This is a genomic window from Streptomyces roseoviridis, assembly GCF_039535235.1.
Taxonomy (GTDB): domain Bacteria; phylum Actinomycetota; class Actinomycetes; order Streptomycetales; family Streptomycetaceae; genus Streptomyces; species Streptomyces roseoviridis.
The window spans coordinates 1,986,470-2,005,940 of sequence record NZ_BAAAWU010000001.1 but is presented as its reverse complement, the minus strand read 5'-3'; the positions used below and the strand labels follow the sequence as shown (position 1 = coordinate 2,005,940).

The window sequence follows — 19,471 nt, the reverse complement described above, 5'->3', positions numbered from 1 at the left end:
CGGTTTTCCGTGGGCCCGCCTTGGACCCGCCCGCCGGCGACGGACCGGGGCGGCCGGCCCCGCCGGGCCCTCGCGGAAAAGGGCTGTGCCCCTGGCGGGGCCGGGCCTACGGTGGGCCGGTGAGGAAGGACCGCCGGCTCCGCCGGCTCGTGGTCGGCGGGACCACCTGGCACTGGACCGTGCGGCAGCGGATCCGGCCCCGCTACGAGGACTGCCGGCTGACCCTGACGTTCTTCCGGGGCGGCGGGGCGGGAGCCGACCGGCAGCGGTTCGCGCTGGTGTTCGCACCGGCCGGGAACCGCGTCGTCTCGAACTGCTCCTTCGAGTCGGGCACCGTGATCCGCCTGCCCGGGCAGGAGTGGCTGAACCTGTACGAGCCGGGGACCGCACGGCGGCTCCTCGAAGCCGCCGTGCGCCCCGGCGCGCGCGGCGCCCGCGTCGACGGATGGCCGTACGCCGAGGCCCTGATGGACGCCACCGACTACGGCGCGAGCCGCGCCAGCGCCTGAGGGGCCTCGTCGACCGAGTCCACCAGCGCGATCCGCGCCGCCATCGGACGCTCGGCCGCCAGCGCGGACAGCAGCGGCCACACCGGCAGCCGCTCGGTCCAGTGGACCCGGTCCACCAGCACCATCGGGGTCGGGGCGCCCCGCGACCCGTAGTAGTTCGGCGTCGCGTTGTCGAAGACCTCCTGCACCGTGCCCGCGGCGCCCGGCAGGAACACCACACCGGCCGTCGACCGCGCCAGCAGACCGTCCTCGCGGGTCGCGTTGGCGAAGTACTTCGCGATGTGCCCCGCGAACGCGTTGGGCGGCTCGTGGCCGTAGAACCAGGTCGGGATGCCGACCGAGTCGCCGCCGCGCGGCCACCGCGCCCGCACCCCGAACGCGGCGCGCGCCCAGTCCGTCACCGAGGGCCGGAAGGACGGCGCCTTCGCGAGCAGCTCCAGGGCCTCGTCGAGGACCCCGTCGTCGAACGGTGCCGTGTACGCGCCCAGGTTCGCCGCCTCCATCGCGCCCGGCCCGCCGCCCGTCGCCACCGTCAGGCCCGCCCGGGTCAGCGAGCGGCCGAGCCTGGCGGCCCCCGCGTACGCGTCCGTGCCCCGGCCCATCCGGTGCCCGCCCATCACCCCCACCACCCGCGCCCCCGCCAGGTGCTCGTCCAGGGCGTCCGAGACGGCGTCGTCGTGGATCGCCCGGAGCATCGACGCGAAGACGTCGCCGTCCGCCTTCGTCCGCTGGAACCAGCCGTACGCGAGGGCGTCCGGCGTGTCCTCGTACGGACGGTCGGCGATGCCCTCGTACAGCTCTTCGGGGGAGTAGAGCCGGGCCCGGTACGGGGCGAACGGAAGGTCCGGCACCGGCGGGAACACCAGCGCCCCGTCCGCCCGCACCTTCGCCGCGGCCTCCGGCTGCAGCGCGCAGCCCAGGAACACGGCGCCGGCGGCGGGGACGGTGAGCAGGGCGAAGGTCCGGTCGGTGAGATCGACGGACTGGATCCGGTAGCCGGTGAGGGAGCCGTGCGCGGCGAGCACCGCGTCGAACTCGTCCGGTGAGTGGATCTCGCGCTCGTGCGTCATGCGGCCACGATAGGGGCGGTGCGCGGGGTGCGGGACCGGGCCGGCGCGGCGCGCGGCCCCGGCACGGTCCCGTGTCGGTCCGGCCGTCCGCTCAGCCGCGCAGGGGTACCGCGGCGAGCGTGCCGACGGTCCAGGTGAGCGGGGTGAACAGGGCGATGAGGACGGCGGCGCGGAGCAGGGCCGTGGTGCGCAGGACCGTGGGCGGCGCGCCGAGGCGGCGGAGGGCCTCGGTGGTGTGGGCGCGGGTCTGGCGGGACTCCAGGGCCGCGGTCAGCAGGGTCGCCGTGGTGCAGCCCACCACCAGGGCCACGCCGAGCCAGGCGAGGGCGTCGACGGCGCCGTCGTGGAGCACGTATCCGGCGACCGCGCCCGAGCCGACGGCGCAGACCACGCCGAGCGGGCGGCCGATGCGGCGCGAGTCGTTCATCAGGACCCGGCCGGCGAGCAGCCGGACCGCGCCGGGGCGGGCCGTCTGGAGCAGGCGGCCGCAGCCGTAGGTGAGGCCGGGGCCCATCGTGGCCAGGCCGACCGCGGTGAGGATCCAGCCGGTGAGGACGCCTCCGCCGTCGCCGCGGGCCGCGTACGTCTCGACGGCGAGGCCCACCGCGAGGAGGGCGATGCCCCAGGGGAGGCCCGAGGTCGGTGACGTGCCGGAGGGGGCCGGCCGGCTGCGGGGGCGCAGGGCCAGGGCGGCCGCCGCCGACGCGGTGACGGGGACGATCGCGAGGAGGGTCAGGGCCGCCGCGAGCGGGACGGGCTGGTCGGCGGCGAGCAGCCCGGCTGCCGCGCCGTCGAAGGGCAGGCCGGTGAGGTCGCCGCGCAGATGCAGGTAGAACAGCAGGGCGACGGCGGAGCCGAGGGTGCAGGAGACGGCCGTGGAGGCCGCGGCGACGGCGGTGAGCCGGGCGGGGCCGAGGCCGATCGCACAGAGGCCGGGCCGTGGCCGGGTGCTGGGGTCGGTGCGGGCGACGGCGACCGCGAACTGCACGGTCGCGGCGAGCGGGAGCACGCACCACAGCAGCCGCAGGGCCGCGGTGGGGGAGCCGGGATGGCCGACCGCGTAGCCGAGGGCGCACAGCAGCAGGAAGCCCACCCCGGCGGCGGCCGTGGCGACGGCGAGCCGGCGGAGCTGGACGACGGGGTGGGTCCCGCGGACTAGACGGAGAGCGAGCACGCCGTGACGCCCTCCGCCCCGGTGGCCGGTGGTACGGAGCCGACGCGGCGTCCGTCGAGGAGCGCGACCGTGCGGTCGGCGACGGCGGCGACCTCCGGGTCGTGCGTCGCGAGCAGCACGGTGATGCCGTGGGAGCGGGCCGCAGCGGCGAGGGTGCGCAGGACCTGCGCGCCGTCGGCGCGGTGCAGGGTGGCGGTCGGCTCGTCGGCGAAGAGCACGGACGGAGTGGTGACGAGCGCGCGGGCGATGGCGATCCGCTGCCGCTGCGGGTGGGGGAGCGTGGAGGGGCGTTTGCGGGCGGCGGCGCCGACGTCGAGGCGTTCGAGCCACTCGGTGGCGGCGGTCCTCGCGGCCCGGTGGGACACCCCGCGCAGCAGCAGGGGGAGGGCGGCGTTCTCCCAGCCGGTGAGCTCGGGGACGAGGCCCGGCTCGGGGTCGATCCAGGCGAAGCGGTCGCGGCGGAGCCGTTCGCGCCGGCTGTGGTTCATGGTGTGGACGGGGGTGCTGTTGAACCAGATCTCGCCCTGTTCGGGGACGAGCTGGCCGGACAGGCACCGCATGAGGGTGGTCTTGCCGCTGCCGCGCGGGCCGACGAGGGCGAGGATCTCGCCCTCGCGCACGCCGACGGAGACGCCGGTCAGCACGTCGGAGCCGGCCAGGGCGCAGCGCAGGGAACGCGCCCAGAGCACGTCGTTGTCCGGTGGGGCCATCGCGTACACCTCGATGTGGAAGCCGGTCCGTTGTCGTTCCCCTGGATGGGGGAACGAGAGGGCGGGCCGGTCGGTCACTGGGCCTTTCCGGCACGTTAAGGATTCACATCGGTTTGTACGGACAGCACGCGGCCCGGGCCGCCGCCATCCACTCGGATGGCGGCACGCCCGGGCCGGGGTCACGCCGTGAGGGCGGCGTGATGCTTCGGGAGGATCAGAGCTTCGTCCACGCCTCGGTGAGGGTGGCGCGGAGGATCGACTCGATCTCGTCGAAGGTGGACTGGTCGGAGATCAGCGGCGGAGCCAGCTGGATGACCGGGTCGCCACGGTCGTCGGCACGGCAGTACAGGCCGTTGTCGAACAGCGCCTTGGAGAGGAAGCCGTACAGGACGCGCTCGGTCTCCTCGTCGTTGAAGGACTCCTTGGTGGCCTTGTCCTTGACGAGCTCGATGCCGTAGAAGAAGCCGTTGCCGCGGACGTCGCCGACGATCGGCAGGTCGTGCAGCTTCTGCAGGGTCGACAGGAAGTTGCCTTCGTTGTCGAGCACGTGCTGGTTCAGCTTCTCCTTCTCGAAGAGGTCGAGGTTGGCGAGGCCGACGGCCGCGGAGACCGGGTGGCCGCCGAAGGTGTAGCCGTGCAGGAAGGTGTTGTCACCCTTGTAGAACGGCTCGGCCAGGCGGTCGGAGATGATGCAGGCGCCGATCGGGGAGTAGCCCGAGGTCATGCCCTTCGCGCAGGTGATCATGTCCGGCACGTAGCCGAACTTGTCGCAGGCGAAGGTGGTGCCGAGGCGGCCGAAGGCGCAGATGACCTCGTCGGAGACGAGCAGCACGTCGTACTGGTCGCAGATCTCGCGGACCCGCTTGAAGTACCCGGGCGGCGGCGGGAAGCAGCCACCGGCGTTCTGCACCGGCTCCAGGAAGACCGCGGCGACGGTGTCGGGGCCCTCGAAGAGGATCTGCTGCTCGATCTGGTCGGCGGCCCAGCGGCCGAAGGCCTCGGGGTCGTCGCCGAAGAGCGGCGCGCGGTAGATGTTGGTGTTCGGCACCTTGTGCGCGCCGGGGACCAGCGGCTCGAAGGGGGCCTTCAGGCCGGGCAGGCCGGTGATGGACAGGGCGCCCTGCGGGGTGCCGTGGTAGGCGACCGCACGCGAGATGACCTTGTACTTGGTGGGCTTGCCGACCAGCTTGAAGTACTGCTTGGCGAGCTTCCAGGCGGTCTCGACGGCCTCGCCGCCGCCGGTGGTGAAGAACACCTTGTTGAGGTCGCCGGGGGCCTCGTTCGCGAGGCGCTCGGCCAGCTCGACGGCCTTGGGGTGGGCGTAGGACCACACCGGGAAGAAGGCGAGCTCCTTGGCCTGGCGGGCGGCGGTCTCGGCGAGCTCGGTGCGGCCGTGTCCGGCCTGGACCACGAACAGGCCGGCGAGGCCGTCGAGGTACTTCCTGCCCTTGTCGTCGTAGATGTAGGTGCCCTCACCGCGGACGATGGTGGGCACGGGGTTGTTCTCGTACGACGACATGCGGGTGAAGTGCATCCACAGGTGGTCGTAGGCGGACTTGGAGAGGTCGCTGCGGGAGGTGCTCACGGCTATCGGGTTCCCCACATATAGGTCTGCTTCTTGAGCTTCAGGTAGACGAAGCTCTCGGTGGAGCGCACCCCGGGGAGGGTGCGGATGCGTTTGTTGATCACATCCAGGAGGTGGTCGTCGTCCTCGCAGACGATCTCCACCATCAGGTCGAAGGAGCCCGCGGTCATCACCACGTACTCGCATTCGGCCATGGCCGTCAGGGCGTCCGCAACCGGATCCAGGTCACCCTCGACGTTGATGCCGACCATCGCCTGACGCCGGAAGCCCACGGTGAGCGGGTCGGTGACGGCGACGATCTGCATGACGCCCTGGTCGAGCAGCTTCTGGACGCGCTGCCGTACGGCTGCCTCGGACAGCCCGACGGCCTTGCCGATGGCGGCGTAGGGACGGCGGCCGTCCTCCTGGAGCTGTTCGATGATCGCCAGGGAGACGGCATCGATCGTCGGGGACGAACCGGTTCCGGTTCTGGAGTGGGTGCTTTGACTGGCCACGTCTTCACTGTGCACCGAACCTCGTCAGTCTCGCAACCCCAGACTGATGAAATCCGTTGTTCAGGGGTCTCGATCATGCTGAATCCGAAGTTGCGGGGGGTCGGGGCTGTTGAAAGCGTCGGTGGACCGATTACCCTGGGGTGTCTCGCCCATCGGGACACCGCACGACGAGGTGCGGAGACAGAACGTGACAGGAGGGGTGGCAAGTGACCACCGAGCTGCGCCGGCTGCGCAACTACATCAACGGGGAGTTCCGGGACGCGGCCGACGGCCGCACGATCGACGTGATCAACCCGGCCACCGGTGAGGTGTACGCCACCTCCCCGCTGTCCGGGCAGGCCGACGTCGACGCCGCCATGGAGGCCGCCGCGGCCGCCTTCCCCGCCTGGCGTGACACCACGCCCGCGGAGCGCCAGAAGGTCCTCCTGAAGATCGCGGACGCCTTCGAGGAGCGCGCCGCCGACCTCATCGCCGCGGAGGTCGAGAACACCGGCAAGCCGATCGCCCTCACCGCGAGCGACGAGATCCCGCCGATGGTGGACCAGATCCGCTTCTTCGCGGGTGCCGCCCGGATGCTCGAGGGCAAGTCCGCCGGCGAGTACATGGAGGGCATGACCTCGATCATCCGCCGCGAGCCGGTGGGCGTCTGCGCGCAGGTCGCGCCGTGGAACTACCCGATGATGATGGCCGTGTGGAAGTTCGCCCCGGCGCTCGCCGCGGGCAACACCGTCGTCCTCAAGCCCTCCGACACGACCCCCGCGTCGACCGTCCTGATGGCCGAGATCATCGGCTCCATCGTCCCCAAGGGCGTCTTCAACGTCATCTGCGGCGACCGCGAGACCGGCCGCGCCATGGTCGAGCACCCGACCCCGGCGATGGCCTCCATCACCGGCTCGGTCCGCGCCGGCATGCAGGTCGCCGAGTCGGCGTCCAAGGACGTCAAGCGCGTCCACCTGGAGCTGGGCGGCAAGGCCCCGGTCGTCGTCTTCGAGGACACCGACATCGACAAGGCCGTCGAGGACATCTCGGTGGCGGGCTTCTTCAACGCCGGCCAGGACTGCACCGCCGCCACCCGCGTCCTGGTGCACGAGTCCATCCACGACGAGTTCGTCTCCGCCCTCGCGAAGGCCGCCGCCGGGACCAAGACCGGTCAGCCGGACGACGAGGACGTGCTCTACGGCCCGCTGAACAACGCCAACCAGCTGAAGCAGGTCGCGGGCTTCATCGACCGCCTCCCGGCCCACGCCAAGGTCGAGGCCGGCGGCCACCGGGTCGGCGACAAGGGCTACTTCTACGCCCCGACCGTCGTCTCCGGCCTCAAGCAGGACGACGAGATCATCCAGAACGAGGTCTTCGGCCCCGTCATCACGGTCCAGTCCTTCACCGACGAGGCCCAGGCCCTGGAGTTCGCCAACGGCGTCGAGTACGCCCTGGCCTCCTCCGTCTGGACCAAGGACCACGCCCGCGCGATGCGCATGTCCAAGTCCCTCGACTTCGGCTGCGTGTGGATCAACACCCACATCCCGCTGGTCGCCGAGATGCCCCACGGCGGCTACAAGAAGTCCGGCTACGGCAAGGACCTGTCGGCCTACGGCTTCGAGGACTACACGCGCATCAAGCACGTGATGACGTCCCTGGGCTGATCACCGGCGCCACACGGCCGTGCGGGCGGGGGACCTTCCCCCGCCCGCACGGCCGTTCTCACGAACAGTCGTGGTGGTACGCGAAGGGCCGGCCGGGACAGGTCCGGCACTCGAAGACGTACACCCCGCCCATGTCGCCGAGCATCAGCCCGTGCGCGCCCTGCACCCGGCGGCGCTCCTCATGGGGGAGGTCCAGCACCGTCCCGGTCCGCGGCACGTCCTCGCGGGGCACCCACGAGCGCCACGACTCGCCGTCGAACTCCCGGCTGCTCACCGTCAGCAGGTGCTCCATCCGCCGCCCGCAGCCCTCGCAGTCCGGCCAGTGCGGATCCTGCGTCCAGGTCGGGAAGCCGCCCGCCTTCACGCCGGGCGCCACCGACAGGTGCGACCAGTACGACCAGCCCGTCTCCTCCTCGACCTCCTCGAAACGCTCCTCCAGCGCCTCGTACACCTCCTCCGGCAGGTCCCACGAGGGATACTCCGCCACCCGCTCCGGGTGCAGCACGCACGGCTCCGGCACGTAGTCCTCCGGGGCGCCGGCGGGGCGCGGCGGGGCGGGCAGGACCTCGGTGACCTCGGCGGCCGCACGCCAGTACCGCTCCGGGCGCGGCGCGTAGCGCGGCTCGTGGTCGAAGGGGCACCACAGCAGCTGGAGCACGTCCGTGCCGGGCGGGAAGGGCAGCCCGGGGACGTCCCCGGCGAACAGCTGGAGCACCGGCACGAGCGGCAGGGGGCCGGCGGCGTCCCGCGGCGGGGCGAACGCCGTGCGGGGGTGGTCGTCCGCGCAGGCCGGCCACGGCTCCTGGGCCGGCCACAGCAGCGGCCCGCCCATCGAGCTCTCCCGCACCCCGGGACGCCCGGCGCGCGGATGCAGCCGGACCGCCTCCCGGCGGTAGCAGGCCGCCTCGGGGAACAGGGCCGCCACGTCGAGCGGCCGCGGCGGGGTCGTACGCGCGGGTCGGTCAGCCATCCCGGCACCGTACCGCGCTCCTTGACCGGCACGGTGCCCGGGCCGGCGGCGGCTGCCCGGTCCGCCGTCGCCCCGGACGTCACGCCCCGGGAGCGTGCCTCGTCCACCGGGCGGTGGAACTCGCTGACGGGCCCGCGAGTTGCCGGTGCGTGGACCACGACACCCCCGATGCCCTCGTCACCTACGGACTCCTCGCCGCCTGGGCCCTGCACGACGCCGAGGAGGTGGCCTTCGGGCCGCGCTGGCTGCGGGAGAACCTGCCCCGGCTGCGGGAGCGTTTCCCCGGCGTGCCGGAGGCGGTGTGGCGGGCGGCCGGCTCCGTCGACGACCGCGAGTTCCGGGCCGCCGTCGCGGTGATGGCCGTGATCGTGGGCTCGGCCGCGGTCGCCGGGCGGCGCAGCGGCGGCCGGTCCGCCTTCTACCAGGGGGCGTTGAACGGCTTCGGCCTGCACGGGCTCGTGCACCTGGCGCAGGCGGCCGCGGTCCGTGGCTGGACGCCTGGCTCGGCCACCTCGCCCCTGGTCGTCGTCCCCTTCACCCTGTGGGCGCGGGGCCGGCTGCGACGGGCCGGGGTGCTGCGGCCGGCCCGGGCCCGGGACGTGGTCGCCGGGCTCGCGGTGGCGGCCGGGGCGACGGTCCTCTCGCATGCCGCGGCCCGTGCCCTGACCCGTTTTTGAACGCGTTCATGAAGGGCGTAGGCTGCTCCCATGAGCGACACGAACGGGCCGAGAGCCCTCCTCAAGCGCATCCGCGTCTGGCTGGTCGTCTTCATCGTCTGCCTGGTGCTCAGCGGGGTCACCGCCTTCCCGCTGGTGACCGAACTCCGCCTGGTCGAGGGCGCCCTGACGTCCTGGGCCGCCCCGCTCGCCGACCTCTTCCCCGGACTCCTGGAGTGGATCCGGCGGGTGCGGGACGGCCTCGACGCCGCCGACGCCCGGTACCCCTTCCTGCTGTACGGCACGGACTGGCTGGCCTTCGCCCACCTCGTCATCGCCGTCGCCTTCTACGGGCCCTACCGCGACCCCGTGCGCAACATCTGGGTCATCCACTTCGGGATGATCGCCTGCGCCGGGATCATTCCGCTCGCCCTGATCTGCGGGCCGATCCGCGGCATCCCCTTCTGGTGGTCCGTGATCGACATGGCCTTCGGCGTCATCGGGATCCTGCCGCTGCTCGCCGTCCACCGGCTCGTCAGGCGCCTGGAGGCGGCGACGGCGGACGCCCCCCCGCGAGCCCGTCACTCCGGCGGCAGGCCGTACGTCCCCAGCATGATGCCGAGGGCCACCCTGTTCATCTCCTGGCCCTTCGCGTCCGTCGCGTTGACGCTGTAGACCAGGGTCCGCTCGCCGTGCCGGGTCGAGGCGATGGCCGTGTTGTAGCCCCAGCGGCCACCCGTCTTGCCCCACACCTCGCGCCCGCCCAGCCTCTTCATCGACAGGCCCACCGAGTACGCGGCCGGATCGCCGCTCTTGAGGTCCGCCACCTTCGGCAGCGTGAACATCTCCTCCAGGAGCGGCCCGCGCACCACCGCCCCCGCGAACAGGGCCCGGGTGAACCGCTCCAGGTCGGCGGTCGTGGAGATCAGGTCCCCGGCCGCCCAGCCGTCCGTCACGCCCCACACCGACACGTCCCGCAGCCCGGTCGTCCCGTCGTCGAGCCGCATCGTCTGATAGCCGTGGTTGTACGGCCCCGCGATCCGCGGGTCCGTCCCCGGGAAGTAGGTGTCCCGCAGCCCGAGCGGACGCAGGACCCGCCGCTCCACCTGGTGCTCGAACCGGCCACCGGTGACCCGCTCCACGAGCAGACCGGCGATCGTGTAGCCGATGTTCCCGTAGTGCTGCCGCGTCCCCGGCTCGAACTCGCGCGGCTTCGCCGTCGCCGAGCGGACGACGTCCTCGGGCACGTGGACGTCGAAGCGGTGCGCGTACTTCTCCTCCACCGTGGTGCCGGGGAAGTCGGCGGACGGGATGCCGTGCGTGTGGTCGAGGAGCTGGCGGACCGTCACCCCCGCGTAGCGGCCCGGGATCAGCTCCGGCAGGTACGAGCGGGCCGAGCGGTCCAGATCGATCCGGCCCTCGGCGGCGAGCCGCAGCACCGTCGCCGCCGTGAACACCTTCGTCACCGAACCGACCCGGAAACGCGCGGCCGGATCCGCCGGGCGCATCGACTCCAGGTCCCGCACGCCCGAACTGCCCCGCCACACCCCCTCCGTGCCGCCGATCCGCACCAGCGCCGCCGTCGCGTCCGCGCTCGGCAGCCCCGCGATCACCGCGCTCAGATCAGGGGCCGGGGCCCCCACCTCCGACACGGCCGCCGGGCCCGCGGCGAACGCCGGGGTGAGCGCCGGGCCGCCCGCGACACCCAGGACCAGGGCCGCGGCCAGCAGGGCACGGGTGGACTTCCTCATGGTCAACTCCAGTGATGTGAGCCGTTGTTCTCGACGGCTTCATCCTGTCGACCGGCGGCGGCCCGCGGATCGCCCGCACCGGCGGTTCCCGCCCGGTCAGTTCCTCGCCCACGCGGGGGAGCCGGCCGCGGCCCGGCCTCCCCCGGCCGGGGGAGCGCCCGCCGTGACCAGACCCGTCTCGTACGCGCAGATCACCGCCTGGATCCGGTCGCGCAGACCCAGCTTCGCCAGCACGTTGCCCACATGCGTCTTCACGGTGTGGTCGCTCACCACCAGCTCCGCCGCGATCTCCGCGTTCGTCAGGCCCCGGGCGAGCAGCAGCAGCGTCTCCCGCTCCCGTGCCGTCAGCGCGTCCAGGCGCGGATCGGTCCGCCGCGGACCGCCCGCCGTGTACTGCTCCACCAGCCGTCGCGCCACCGACGGGGCGAGCAGCGCCTCGCCCGCCGCCACCACCCGCACGGCGTGCACCAGATCGTCCCGGCGGACGTCCTTCAGCAGGAAGCCGCTGGCGCCCGCGTGCAGCGCCTCGTACACGTACTCGTCGGTGTCGAAGGTCGTCAGCATCACCGTCCGGCACGCTGACCCGGCGCTGATCGCCCGGCACGCCGCGATGCCGTCCATCACCGGCATCCGGATGTCGAGCAGCGCCACATCGGGGGAGTGCCGGCGCACCGCGTCGACCGCCGCCGCTCCGTCCCCCGCCTCGGCGACCACCTCGATGTCCTCCTGGACGTCCAGGATCAGCGCGAAACCACTGCGCACCAGCTCCTGGTCGTCCGCCACCACCACGCGGATCGTCATGACGTCCCCACCTCGCGTCCCGCGCGCGCAGCCGTCAGCGGGAGCACCGCGCGCAGCTCGAAGCCCCTGCCGTCGGGGCCCGGACCGGACCAGGCGGAGCCGCCGTGGGCCGCCGCCCGCTCCCGCACCCCCACCAGGCCGTGGCCGCCGGAGCGGCCGGGCCGCGGGCCGTGCCCGTCGTCCGTCACCCGGACCTCCACCTCGTCCTCCCCGTAGACGAGCAGCACGGACGCCGAGGCCGCCCGGGCGTGTCTGACCACGTTCGTCAGCCCCTCCTGGGCGATCCGGAAGACGGCCGCCCCCGTCGCCGCGGGCAGCGGGCGCACGGCGCCGCTCGTCTCCCACCGCACGTCCAGGCCGCCGGCCCGGACCCGCCGCACCAGCTCGGGCAGCTCGCCCACGCCGGGCTGCGGCCCCCGGGGAGCCCGCGGCGCGGACTCGTCCTCGCGCAGCACGCCCAGCATCCGCCGCAGCTGCACCATCGCGTCGCGGCCCGTCTCCGAGATCGCCTCGAAGGCCGCCTCCGCCCGCTCCGGCGCCGCCCGCACCGCCACCGGGCCCGCCTCCGCCTGCACGATCATCAGGCTCACCGCGTGCGACAGGATGTCGTGCATCTCCCGCGCGATCCGGGCCCGTTCACGGGCCGCCGCCTGCTCCGCCTCGACCCGGTGGGCCCGCTGCCGGGCATCCGTCAGCCGGCCGAAGACGTACGCGGCCCCGAACACGAAGAGGGAGAAGGTCAGTTCGCGCATCGACCGGCTGTTGAGCCACACGGACACCGGCACCGCCAGCACGATCAGCACCGCCGCCGCCAGCCGCTTCGGCGCCGGGGAGAGCACCGCGATCGTGTAGAGGCTGACCAGACCCGTGTACGGCAGCGGCTGCCCCGGCCCCTCCAGGGCCAGCCGGTACAGGCCGCTCGTCGCCAGGATCGCCAGCAGGACGGCCAACGGCGCCCGGCGCCGCCACACCAGCGGCACGACGGTCAGGGTGGTGAGCCCGTACGCCTGCCAGGTCGCCGGCGGCAGGTCCGGCGCCCGCGGCACCACGAACGGCATCGTCATCGCCGCCTGCACCAGCAGCGCGATCCCGATGTCCACCACCCACGGATTGGCCGCGCCCCAGGCCGCCCCCCGGGCCGTGCCCCGGGCCCACAGCTCCCGGGCCCCCCGTATCCGCCCCGCCCCCATTACGGCTTGCGGCCCACCGCACCGAACTGCGCGACCTCGGCCGCCTCCGGCGCACGCCAGCGCGCACACGACACGATGCCCGGGTCCAGGAGGTCGAGCCCGTCCAGGAAGGAGGCGAACTCGGCCCGGCTGCGGGCGGTGATCGGCGGGGTGGCGTGGGCGTTCCAGAACTCCATCGCGGCCACGTTCGCCTCGCCGCCCAGATCCGCGTCGTACGTCGGGTGGGTGAGGACGAGATGGCTGCCGGACGGCACCGCGTCCATCAGGGTGCGGACGATCGAACGGGCCTCGTCGGTGTCCAGGACGAAGTTGAGGATGCCCAGCATCAGCACCGCCACCGGCCGCGAGAAGTCCAGCGTCCGTGCCGCCGCCTCGAGGATCCGCTCCGGGGCGTGCGCGTCCGCGTCCACGTACTCCGTGGCGCCCTCCGCCGTGCCCGTGAGCAGGGCGCGGGCGTGCGTCAGGACGATCGGGTCGTTGTCGACGTAGACGATCCGGGAGTCCGGCGCCACCCGCTGCGCCACCTCGTGGGTGTTGTCGGCCGTCGGCAGCCCGGTGCCGATGTCCAGGAACTGGCGCACCCCCGCCTCGCGCGCCAGATGCGTCACCGCCCGCCCCAGGAACGCCCGGTCCGCGCGCGCCACCGCCCCGATGCTCGGATGGAACGCCGTCACCCGGTCGCCGACCTCCCGGTCGACCGGGTAGTTGTCCTTGCCGCCCAGCCAGTAGTTCCACACCCGCGCGTTGTGCGCGATGTCCGTGCGGATGCGGTCGTGGAGGTGCTCGGAAGGGGGCAGGTCGGTCATCGACGGGCCTTTCGGAGGACGGCGGCCAGGGCGTCGACCCGATTGGTCGTGATCGAATCGACCCCGTTGCCGATCAGCTTACGCATCGACCGGCGGGTGTCCGGCGTCCACACGGACACCAGCAGACCGTCCCGGTGCACCCGCTCCACCAGCTCCCGACTCGCCAGGCCGAAGCGGTAGTTCAGCCAGCGCGGGCGCACCGCCTCCAGCAGCACGGGGCGCGGCGGCGCCAGCGTGTTCCAGGTCAGCGCGATCTCCGCGTCCGGATCCGCCGCCCGCACCTGGAGCATCGCCACGCCCCCCGCGCAGTAGAGGACCCGTTCCGCCGCCCCGCACTCGCGGACCGTGCCGACGACCGTGCGCACCGACCCCTCGTCCCCGCCCGGCAGGTCCAGCATCAGCCGGTGCTCCCCGGCCGCGGTCAACGCCTCCCGCAGCGTCGGCACCCCGCCGTCCGTCAGCTCCTTCACCTCGGTCACGGTCAGCGAGGCCAGCGGCCGGTCATGCCCCCACAGCCGCTTCAGGGTGTCGTCGTGGAGCAGGACCGGCACCCCGTCCTTCGTCAGCCGCACGTCCACCTCCACCGCGTCCGCGCCCCGCCGGATCGCCGACAGGACCGAGGGGACGGTGTTCTCGCGGACGCGGTACGGGTCGCCGCGGTGGGCCACCACGGTGGGGGAGGCGGACGACGACGGCGGAGTCACGGGGGGCACGGGCGTCAGGGAGGCCATGACCCCATTCTGCTGACCGCTAGGCCGACAGCCACCGCTCCGTGTACGTGTCGATCTCCCCGGCCAGCCGCGCCTTGCCGTCGTCGTCCAGGAACGACGCCTCCACCGCGTTCTTCGCGAGCGCCGCGAGACCCCGCTCGTCCAGGTCCAGCAGGCGCGCGGCCACCGCGTACTCGTTGTTCAGATCCGTACCGAACATCGGCGGGTCGTCGCTGTTGACCGTCACCAGCACACCCGCCTCCACCATCCGCCGGATCGGGTGGTCCTCCAGGCGCTCCACCGCCCGGGTCGCGATGTTCGACGTCGGGCAGACCTCCAGCGCGATCCGGTGCTCGGCCAGATACGCCAGGAGCTCGGGGTCCTGGACGGAGCTCGTGCCGTGGCCGATCCGCTCGGCGCCCAGCTCGCGCAGGGCGTCCCACACCGTCTGCGGGCCCGTCGTCTCGCCGGCGTGCGGCACCGAGCGCAGACCGGCCGCGCGGGCACGGTCGAAGTACGGCTTGAACTGCGGACGCGGCACACCGATCTCCGGGCCGCCCAGACCGAACGACACCAGGCCCTCCGGGCGCAGGTCCACCGCGAGCCGTGCCGTCTCCTCCGCCGCCTCCAGACCCGCCTCACCCGGGATGTCGAAGCACCAGCGCAGGATCACGCCGAGCTCCGCCTCCGCGGCCTTGCGGGCGTCCTCGATCGCCGCCATGAACGCGCGCTCGTCGATGCCGCGCCGGGTCGAGCTGTACGGAGTGATGGTCAGCTCCGCGTAGCGGATGTTCTGCCGGGCCATGTCCCGGGCCACCTCGAAGGTGAGCAGGCGCACGTCCTCCGGGGTGCGCACCAGGTCCACGACGGACAGGTACACCTCGATGAAGTGGGCGAAGTCCGTGAACGTGAAGTAGTCCACCAGGGCTTCCGGGTCCGTCGGGACCTTGGAGTCCGGGTGGCGGGCGGCCAGCTCGGCCACGATCCGCGGCGAGGCGGAGCCCACGTGGTGGACGTGCAGCTCCGCCTTCGGGAGCCCGGCGATGAAGGAATGCAGGTCGGTCATCAGGTCATCGTAGGCCGGGCCGTTCCCCCGGAAGGGCGAGGTCGTAGCATGGCGTGACCACGATGGGGGAGGCCCATGTCTGAGAACAGCGACCAGCCGGTGGACCCGTGGGCTCCGCCGAACCAGGACGGCGTCGAAGTGAGCAAGGGGGCGACGGGCGGAGCGGCGCCGGGTACGCCGGGCGCGCCCGGATCGCCCGTGCACGACCAGCCGACCATGGCGTCCGGCGTCGAGCTTCCGCCTCCGCCGGCCGCGCCGGGCGGCGGCTTCGGGCAGCCGACGACGCCGATGCAGCCGGTCGCGCCGCAGCCGACGATGGGCGCCGGCACGGGCTACGGCTATCCGCCGGCCCCGGGATACCCGGGATACGGCACCGGCTACGGGCAGCAGGGCTGGCAGCAGGCCCCGTCCAACGGCATGGGCACGGCCGCCATGGTCCTCGGCATCATCGCCGTGGCCGGCTTCTGCTTCTACGGGCTCGGCGCGATCCTCGGCATCCTCGCCCTGATCTTCGGCATCCTCGGCCTGAAGAAGGCCAACCGCGGCGAGGCCACCAACCGGGGCATGGCCATCGCGGGCATCGTGCTCGGCGCCATCGGCACCCTGGTCAGCGCCGTCTTCCTGGGCTTCATCATCTGGGCCGTCGCCAACGACCCGGACGCCTTCGACGACTCCGAGGACCCCTGGGCGACGAGCCTCACCGTCTCCGCCGCCACCCGCTGACGGGCGGCCGTCAGGCCGGCACGGGGGACGTTCCGGGAGCCGGAACGTCCCCCGCTCCCGTCTCTCGCAGCCTCTCCCGCGCCTCCATCAGCGCGAAGCCGAGGAGGTTGAGGCCCCGCCACCGGCCCGGGTCGAAGGCCCGCGGGTCGTCGGCGGCCAGACCGATGCCCCAGACGCGGTCCAGGGGACTGGCCTCCACGAGGACGCGCCCACCGGTGCCGAGGAGGAAGGCGCGCAGGGGCTCGGACGAGAACTTGTGGACGCTGCCCCGGACGACGATGCCGAAGCGGTGCTCCGCCCAGACGGCCTCGTCGAAGCCGCGCACCCGCCTTCCGGCGTTCTTCGCCTGCGCGGGGGAGCCGGCCGTCAGGGCCTCCGCCTCCGCCTCGGCGTCCCCGAAGAGCCGCGCCTTCTCGGCCATCATCCAGTGCTCGGCCGTCGCGTACCGCACGCCGTCCACCTCGAAGGGTGACGGCCACCACTGACTGAGGCAGCTCGCCGAGAGCCGCCCGTCAGGGTGCGGCCGGTGGCCCCAGAAGTGCAGCCATTTGATCTTCGCTCCCGTTCTGACCTGGCGTTTCAGTGCGTCGAGATCGTTCATGCATGCCACCTTGTCAGGTGCCACGGACACTCCGTACGGCAATTTCCCGCCGCCCTCGACACATGGTCGACCGATTCCGTCGCGTAATCAAAAGGCAACAACGGAATCCCTTGTTGGGTGTGGGGGCCTCTGTCAGGATCGGCACTCAACTCGAGCTGGAACAACGGAGAGCGTCATGGTCAACCGCTTCCAGGTGTCGGATCGCTTCGCGGACGGCGCGCAGTACATCGGGGGGCGGCTGCGCGCCGGAACCTCCGGAGAACACCACAGCGTGATCGATCCGGCGACCGGGGAGAGCGTCCACACGTACGAGCTCGCCTCCACCGTCGACGTGGACGAGGCGGTGGCCGCCGCCAAGGAGGCGTTCGACGGGTGGGCGGGCGCCACGCCCGGGGAGCGGTCCGACGCGATGCACCGGCTCGCCGGGGTGCTGGCCGAGCAGGCGGAGGACTTCGCCCGGGTCGAGTCCCTCCAGTGCGGCAAGCCCCTCAAGCTCACGACCGAGTTCGACGTGCCGGGGACGGTCGACAACACCGCCTTCTTCGCCGGCGCCGCCCGCCACCTCCAGGGGCAGGCGGCGGGGGAGTACAGCGGTGACCACACCTCGTACGTACGGCGGGAGCCGGTGGGCGTGGTGGGGTCCGTCGCCCCGTGGAACTATCCGCTGCAGATGGCCGCCTGGAAGATCCTCCCGGCGATCGCCGCTGGCAACACCGTCGTCCTGAAGCCGGCCGAGCTGACGCCGCTGACCTCCCTGATGTTCGCCCGGGCGGCGACGGAGGCCGGCATCCCGGACGGCGTCGTCAACGTGGTGACCGGTGCCGGGCGGGTCGCCGGTGAGCATCTGGTCGGGCACCCCGACGTGGCCATGACCTCGTTCACCGGGTCCACCGGGGTGGGCAAGCGGGTCGCGGAGATCGCCACCGCCACGGTCAAGCGGCTGCACCTGGAACTCGGCGGCAAGGCGCCCTTCCTGGTCTTCGACGACGCCGATCTTGAGGCCGCCGCCCACGGCGCCGTCGCCGCCTCCCTGATCAACAGCGGCCAGGACTGCACCGCCGCCACCCGGGCCTATGTGCAGCGCCCGCTGTTCGACGCCTTCGTCGCCCGCGTCGCGGAACTCATGGAGACCGTACGGGTGGGGGACCCCTTCGACCCCTCGACCGATCTCGGGCCGCTCGTCAGCCACGTCCAGCGGGACCGGGTCGCCGGTTTCGTCGAGCGGGCGCGGGCCTACGCGACCGTCGTCACCGGAGGCGAAGCCCCTGGTGGCGCGCTCAAGGACGGCGCATATTATCGGCCCACCCTGATCACCGGTGCCCCGCAGGACAGCGAGGTCGTGCAGTCGGAGATCTTCGGACCGGTCCTGGTGGCCCTGCCCTTCGACGGCGACGACGAGGGCATCCGGCTCGCCAACGACACCCCGTACGGACTCGCCGCCTCCGCCTGGAGCCGGGACGTCTACCGGGCGAACCGGGCCACGCGGGAGATCAAGGCGGGATGTGTGTGGGTCAACGACCACATCCCGATCATCAGCGAGATGCCGCACGGGGGCTACAAGGCCTCCGGGTTCGGAAAGGACATGTCCGCGTACTCCTTCGAGGAGTACACGCAGGTCAAGCACGTGATGTACGACAACACGGCGGTCGCCGCGAAGGACTGGCACCGCACGATCTTCGGGGACCGATAGCAGCCAGCCGTCGACCAGCGGCGAACCCATCCCGAAAGGGCACAGCGCATGGAGCAGTACCAGCCGGACAGCCTGTCCGCCGCGCAAGCGGCGGCGATGCGGCGCAGTCTCACGAGCGGCCGGGGCGCCCTCACCCGCCGTTCGATGCTGCGTGCCGGAGGCGTCGGCGCGCTCACCGTCGGCGGCCTCGCCGGCCTGAGCGCCTGTGGCATCCCGCCCGCCAAGCGCGAGGGCGAAGGCCCCGCGTCCACCGACTTCTCGGCCAAGGAGAAGACCCTCAGCTTCTCCAACTGGACCGAGTACATGGACGTCAGCGAGGACGAGAAGTCCCGCCCGACCCTGGAGGCCTTCACCCGGCGGACCGGCATCAAGGTCAGGTACACCGAGGACATCAACGACAACGTCGAGTTCTTCGGGAAGATCAAGCCGCAGCTCGCGGCCGGCCAGGACACCGGCCGTGACCTGATCTGCGTCACCGACTGGCTGGCCGCCCGCATCATCCGGCTCGGCTGGGCGCAGAAGCTCGACCCGGCGAACCTCCCGAACGCGTACGCCAACCTGTCCGCCCAGTTCCGCCGCCCCGACTGGGACCCCGGCCGGGCCTACTCGTACCCGTGGACCGGCATCTCGACCGTGATCGCCTACAACAGCAAGGCGACCGGCGGGAAGAAGGTCGACTCCGTCACCCAGATGCTGGACGACCCCTCGCTCAAGGGCCGGGTCGGCTTCCTCACCGAGATGCGCGACTCGGTCGGCATGACGCTCCTGGACATGGGCAAGGACCCCGGTTCCTTCACCGACGCCGACTTCGACGCCGCCGTCGGGCGCCTGCAGAAGGGCGTCGACAAGAAGCAGATCCGGCGCTTCACGGGCAACGACTACACCTCCGACCTCGACAAGGGCGACCTGGCGGCCTGTCTCGCGTGGGCCGGTGACGTCATCCAGCTCCAGGCGGACAACCCGGACATCAAGTTCGCCATCCCCTCCGCCGGATACATCACCTCCAGCGACAACCTGCTGGTCCCGGCGAAGGCCCGGCACAAGACCAACGCCGAGAAGCTCATCGACCACTACTACGAGCTCCCGGTCGCCGCCCAGCTGGCCGCCTACATCAACTACGTCTGCCCGGTCGACGGGGTGAAGGACGAACTCGCGAAGATCGACCCCGAGCTGGCGAACAACACGCTGATCCTCCCGGACAAGGCGATGGCCGCGAAGTCGCGCGCCTTCCGTTCGCTCAGCAGTGCCGAGGAGACGGCGTACGAGGAGAAGTTCGCCAAGCTCATCGGTGCCTGAGGCCGTCGTCCCCCATCTGAACGAAC

20 protein-coding genes are annotated in these 19,471 nt (G+C 72.6%); 7 read left to right on the top strand and 13 right to left on the bottom strand.

What is annotated here, in order from left to right; translation table 11 throughout:
- Window positions 1-119: 119 nt before the first annotated feature.
- Window positions 120-509 carry a hypothetical protein gene (locus tag ABD954_RS08920; RefSeq protein ID WP_345485337.1) on the top strand — a complete coding sequence of 130 codons (390 nt, stop codon included), beginning with the start codon at window positions 120-122 and terminating at the stop codon, window positions 507-509.
- Here ABD954_RS08920 and ABD954_RS08915 read toward each other — a convergent pair.
- From ABD954_RS08915 to ABD954_RS08895, 5 genes are all read right to left on the bottom strand, one after another.
- Window positions 482-1,579, bottom strand: coding sequence for an LOG family protein (locus ABD954_RS08915; protein ID WP_345485336.1), 1,098 nt, complete (start codon window positions 1,577-1,579; stop codon window positions 482-484). The two genes, ABD954_RS08920 and ABD954_RS08915, sit on opposite strands and share 28 nt — an antisense overlap.
- 91 nt (window positions 1,580-1,670) lie before the next feature.
- A complete protein-coding gene (locus ABD954_RS08910) occupies window positions 1,671-2,753 on the bottom strand; it encodes a hypothetical protein (RefSeq protein WP_345485334.1) in 1,083 nt (360 codons plus the stop codon).
- On the bottom strand, window positions 2,735-3,463 hold the full coding sequence (locus tag ABD954_RS08905; protein WP_345485333.1) for an ABC transporter ATP-binding protein: 729 nt from the start codon (window positions 3,461-3,463) through the stop codon (window positions 2,735-2,737). The genes ABD954_RS08910 and ABD954_RS08905 overlap by 19 nt, the downstream gene beginning before the upstream one ends.
- Window positions 3,464-3,677: 214 nt before the next feature.
- A complete protein-coding gene (locus ABD954_RS08900; protein ID WP_382746037.1) occupies window positions 3,678-5,066 on the bottom strand; it encodes an aspartate aminotransferase family protein in 1,389 nt (462 codons plus the stop codon).
- Complete coding sequence (locus ABD954_RS08895; protein WP_382746039.1) at window positions 5,051-5,557, bottom strand: Lrp/AsnC family transcriptional regulator; 507 nt, start codon at window positions 5,555-5,557, stop codon at window positions 5,051-5,053. The genes ABD954_RS08900 and ABD954_RS08895 overlap by 16 nt, the downstream gene beginning before the upstream one ends.
- A 191-nt stretch (window positions 5,558-5,748) precedes the next feature.
- Here ABD954_RS08895 and ABD954_RS08890 point away from each other — a divergent pair, with 191 nt between their 5' ends.
- The gene (locus ABD954_RS08890) at window positions 5,749-7,185 is read left to right on the top strand and encodes a gamma-aminobutyraldehyde dehydrogenase (RefSeq protein WP_345485330.1); all 1,437 of its coding nucleotides are present in this window, start codon (window positions 5,749-5,751) and stop codon (window positions 7,183-7,185) included.
- Window positions 7,186-7,243: 58 nt separating this feature from the next.
- On the opposite strand, the gene ABD954_RS08885 is transcribed toward ABD954_RS08890, so the two are convergent.
- Entirely contained in the window at window positions 7,244-8,155 is a 912-nt protein-coding gene (locus ABD954_RS08885; protein WP_345485329.1) for a DUF1963 domain-containing protein, read from the bottom strand.
- A gap of 149 nt (window positions 8,156-8,304) precedes the next feature.
- Here ABD954_RS08885 and ABD954_RS08880 point away from each other — a divergent pair, with 149 nt between their 5' ends.
- On the top strand, window positions 8,305-8,832 hold the full coding sequence (locus ABD954_RS08880; RefSeq protein WP_345485327.1) for an HXXEE domain-containing protein: 528 nt from the start codon (window positions 8,305-8,307) through the stop codon (window positions 8,830-8,832).
- Between the two features lie 30 nt (window positions 8,833-8,862).
- Window positions 8,863-9,486, top strand: a complete 624-nt coding sequence (locus ABD954_RS08875) for a hypothetical protein (protein ID WP_382746041.1) — start codon at window positions 8,863-8,865, stop codon at window positions 9,484-9,486.
- Here the strand turns inward: ABD954_RS08875 and ABD954_RS08870 are convergent.
- The 6 genes from ABD954_RS08870 to ABD954_RS08845 form a co-directional block, all read right to left on the bottom strand.
- Window positions 9,393-10,562, bottom strand: coding sequence for a serine hydrolase domain-containing protein (locus ABD954_RS08870; RefSeq protein ID WP_345485325.1), 1,170 nt, complete (start codon window positions 10,560-10,562; stop codon window positions 9,393-9,395). The two genes, ABD954_RS08875 and ABD954_RS08870, sit on opposite strands and share 94 nt — an antisense overlap.
- 96 nt (window positions 10,563-10,658) lie before the next feature.
- Window positions 10,659-11,363 carry a response regulator gene (locus tag ABD954_RS08865; protein ID WP_345485323.1) on the bottom strand — a complete coding sequence of 235 codons (705 nt, stop codon included), beginning with the start codon at window positions 11,361-11,363 and terminating at the stop codon, window positions 10,659-10,661.
- Window positions 11,360-12,553 (bottom strand): sensor histidine kinase, encoded by a 1,194-nt coding sequence (locus ABD954_RS08860; protein WP_345485322.1) that lies wholly within the window; start codon window positions 12,551-12,553, stop codon window positions 11,360-11,362. The genes ABD954_RS08865 and ABD954_RS08860 overlap by 4 nt, the downstream gene beginning before the upstream one ends.
- Complete coding sequence (locus ABD954_RS08855; RefSeq protein WP_345485321.1) at window positions 12,553-13,359, bottom strand: SAM-dependent methyltransferase; 807 nt, start codon at window positions 13,357-13,359, stop codon at window positions 12,553-12,555. The genes ABD954_RS08860 and ABD954_RS08855 overlap by 1 nt, the downstream gene beginning before the upstream one ends.
- Window positions 13,356-14,090: a glycerophosphodiester phosphodiesterase gene (locus ABD954_RS08850; RefSeq protein WP_345485320.1), complete on the bottom strand. Its 735-nt coding sequence runs from the start codon at window positions 14,088-14,090 to the stop codon at window positions 13,356-13,358. The genes ABD954_RS08855 and ABD954_RS08850 overlap by 4 nt, the downstream gene beginning before the upstream one ends.
- A gap of 19 nt (window positions 14,091-14,109) precedes the next feature.
- Complete coding sequence (locus ABD954_RS08845) at window positions 14,110-15,135, bottom strand: adenosine deaminase (RefSeq protein ID WP_345485319.1); 1,026 nt, start codon at window positions 15,133-15,135, stop codon at window positions 14,110-14,112.
- A 75-nt stretch (window positions 15,136-15,210) separates the two neighbouring features.
- On the opposite strand from ABD954_RS08845, the gene ABD954_RS08840 reads away from it, so the two are divergent.
- The gene (locus tag ABD954_RS08840; protein ID WP_345485317.1) at window positions 15,211-15,858 is read left to right on the top strand and encodes a DUF4190 domain-containing protein; all 648 of its coding nucleotides are present in this window, start codon (window positions 15,211-15,213) and stop codon (window positions 15,856-15,858) included.
- Window positions 15,859-15,868: 10 nt separating this feature from the next.
- On the opposite strand, the gene ybiA is transcribed toward ABD954_RS08840, so the two are convergent.
- A complete protein-coding gene (gene ybiA, locus ABD954_RS08835) occupies window positions 15,869-16,459 on the bottom strand; it encodes a riboflavin biosynthesis intermediates N-glycosidase (protein ID WP_345485314.1) in 591 nt (196 codons plus the stop codon).
- A 175-nt stretch (window positions 16,460-16,634) separates the two neighbouring features.
- Between ybiA and ABD954_RS08830 the strand changes: the two genes are divergently transcribed.
- Together ABD954_RS08830 and ABD954_RS08825 are read left to right on the top strand one after the other, a co-directional pair.
- Window positions 16,635-18,149 carry a gamma-aminobutyraldehyde dehydrogenase gene (locus ABD954_RS08830; protein ID WP_345485312.1) on the top strand — a complete coding sequence of 505 codons (1,515 nt, stop codon included), beginning with the start codon at window positions 16,635-16,637 and terminating at the stop codon, window positions 18,147-18,149.
- Window positions 18,150-18,197: 48 nt separating this feature from the next.
- Complete coding sequence (locus tag ABD954_RS08825) at window positions 18,198-19,445, top strand: polyamine ABC transporter substrate-binding protein (protein WP_345485310.1); 1,248 nt, start codon at window positions 18,198-18,200, stop codon at window positions 19,443-19,445.
- Window positions 19,446-19,471 lie beyond the last annotated feature (26 nt).